Here is a 2,332-nt window from a genome sequence, read left to right as displayed (position 1 = left end):
GCGGCATTGCCTCATAGGGATCACTGTCCGAAGAATGGGGCCCACCTCAGCCCGCTGTCCGGGTCGACGCGGCGGTCGTTGACCCGCGGTGCCTGAACGCCGACCGCGCCGGCGGCGGTCATCACCTGCCGCGCCTCGGCGTGGCCGTTGCGCACGACCAGCCGGCGGCCACGGTCGTCACGCTGGTCAGCGAGCTCGGCGATGTAGGCGTCGACCTCGGCCTCCAACGCGGCCGCGAGCATCCGCCGGGCGCACTCCCGGACGATCTCATCGATCAGCGACGGGCTACCCGCCGAACCATCAGCGGGCGTGTTCTCCTCGGGGACTACCGTGAGCACGGGCGTGCCTTCCCGACCGACGCGTCAACGCCGGCCTGACTGAGACCTCAACCTCGATCACCGGGAAGGTACGCCCTCCCCAGCCGATCCACAGGTCTCAACCATTGCTCGGTAGTCCGCCCAACTGCACAAATGACGTTCACCTTATTTCTGTGTGCCATAGGTCCCCGCCGGCCTCTGTTTGTTGCGTCGGCATATCGTAAAGTCAGTAGAACAACTGCGTGGCTTTTGATCCAGATATCGCACCGCCGATACGGGGACGGCGGCCTTCGTATAACGATGGACGAGGCGGAGATGTCATGTTTGACAACGCTTCCACACCTGCCGTGGGCTCTGGTCCGGGCCTGACCCGCTGGAGGATTCTTGGCACGGCGGCACTCAGCGCGGCCAGTGGGCTGGTAGGCGGTCCCGGCGGCGGACGGGCACGGGCAGCCACGACCGCGGCGGATGTTGCAGTCGCCGAACAGCGGGAGAGGGCCGTCGTCATCGGCGGCAGGTTCGGTGGGGGTGTGACCGCGCCGCGGCTGGCCCAGCCCGTTCTTGTCCAGGAGCGTGGCCGGTGGTGGCCTACTGGGCCGACCTGCAGTGGCGACGCCGTGCTCCGTGCACAGCTTGTCGCGCGGATGCGGCAGATCGCCGCCGGCGGCGATCTGATGATCGGCGCGAACGCCGCGGCTCCCTCGACGTGGCACGCCCTGGGTGGAGTGCGGGAAGGATCCTCGGTCGGTCTCCACGGCCGGATCATCGGCCACCGCGGCCGCTGCGTACTCCGTGTCTTCTGACGGCACCGCCGCTCGCCGAACTCTGCCGGCACACCGGCGCTCGCGTCGTCTGCCGCGCATCGATGGGCGGCGCCGGGACCGACAACCACCGTACGCACGGCGCGGCTGCCCACGCGTCGATACCCGACGTCCGCATCTGGAGTGTGAGTGCATGCCCGACGGCCGGATCCACACGTTGATCGTCGAAGCCGACCCGATGACCGCCGACGCGCACAGCATCTACGTCGAGAAGCTCGCCGGTTTCACCGTCAGCGGGGTGGTGAACACCGGCGCCCAATGCCTGCGAGAGCTCGCCCGTGACAGCCACGATCTCATCCTGCTTGATCTTCACCTGCCCGACATGACGGGTTTCGACGTGTGCCGCACGCTGCGGTGCCGTGGCGCCGGGCCGGACATCATCGCCGTCACCGCGGCCCGGGATCTCGCGACGGTACGAACGGCGGTGGCCTACGGTGCTGTTCAGTATCTGGTGAAGCCGTTCGGCTTCGCCGCGTTCCGCAGCAGGCTCGAGTCCTACGCGTCGTTCCGTAACCAGCTCACGCTGGAACACACCGGCCCGATCGGTCAGCGCGAAGTGGACGCCGCCCTGGCCGCGCTGCGGCCCGACACCGCCCTGTGGCCCGAGCAGCCCAAGGGCATGTCGGCCTCCACCCTCGACGCCGTCGTCGCGTACCTGCGGGCGGCGTCCGCGCCGATGTCGGCCGATGAGGTCGCCGGTGCTGTGGGGCTGTCCAGGGTGACGGCGCGCCGCTACCTGGAACGACTGACCAACCAACGGCTGGTGAGTCGGACACAGCGCGAGCGGCACGGACGACCTGGTCGACCGGAGCACCTGTACCGCTGGCGGGTGTCGGCGGACGCGGCCCCGACATCCGACCGAACACTATGAACAGGTCTGTTGCATTGGGGGATGACAGGGCATGGTTGGCCCTGTCGAGCGGGTGATCAGATCGCGAGGGTGAGCTCGGTGAACGCGGCTGTCAATCGTGTGTGCGGGTCGGTGTCGATCCCGAGTTCGTAGTAGCCGCGGCGGATGTTCTGGACGGCGCTGTTGCGTTTCGGGGAGGCGGGGCATGCCAGCGGCCTCGGTGATCGGTGGGGCACTGTTGCATCCGGAGACTCCAGCCGATCTTGACCGCGGATCTTTCCGTAGTTGAGCCTTCGTGGGGCTCGGTCGGCCGGTCGACGGTGCTCCAGCGACCGGATCCGGCG

The 2,332-nt window shown here is 68.3% G+C and carries 2 protein-coding genes and 2 pseudogenes; 2 read left to right on the top strand and 2 right to left on the bottom strand.

Translation table 11 applies throughout. The features are described from left to right. Positions 1-44: 44 nt before the first annotated feature. Positions 45-338: pseudogene (locus tag B056_RS0109590) on the bottom strand (transposase); the annotation flags it as partial. 299 nt (positions 339-637) lie between these two features. Between B056_RS0109590 and B056_RS45730 the strand changes: the two are divergent. Together B056_RS45730 and B056_RS0109580 are read left to right on the top strand one after the other, a co-directional pair. After that, positions 638-1,120 (top strand): hypothetical protein, encoded by a 483-nt coding sequence (locus tag B056_RS45730; RefSeq protein WP_326828224.1) that lies wholly within the window; start codon positions 638-640, stop codon positions 1,118-1,120. A gap of 151 nt (positions 1,121-1,271) precedes the next feature. Next, positions 1,272-2,009 carry a response regulator gene (locus B056_RS0109580; protein ID WP_018501645.1) on the top strand — a complete coding sequence of 246 codons (738 nt, stop codon included), beginning with the start codon at positions 1,272-1,274 and terminating at the stop codon, positions 2,007-2,009. Positions 2,010-2,065: 56 nt separating this feature from the next. Here B056_RS0109580 and B056_RS44290 read toward each other — a convergent pair. Continuing rightward, positions 2,066-2,332: pseudogene (locus B056_RS44290) on the bottom strand (hypothetical protein); the annotation flags it as partial.

It is taken from the genome of Parafrankia discariae (genome assembly GCF_000373365.1).
Classification (GTDB): Bacteria; Actinomycetota; Actinomycetes; order Frankiales; family Frankiaceae; genus Parafrankia; species Parafrankia discariae.
This window is presented reverse-complemented; position numbering and strand designations above follow the sequence as displayed.

Bases quoted from the DNA above. Each gene is read 5' to 3' on its own strand.
- B056_RS45730 (WP_326828224.1), top strand. From the start codon at position 638: ATGTTTGACAACGCTTCCACACCTGCCGTGGGCTCTGGTCCGGGCCTG.
- B056_RS0109580 (WP_018501645.1), top strand. From the start codon at position 1,272: ATGCCCGACGGCCGGATCCACACGTTGATCGTCGAAGCCGACCCGATG.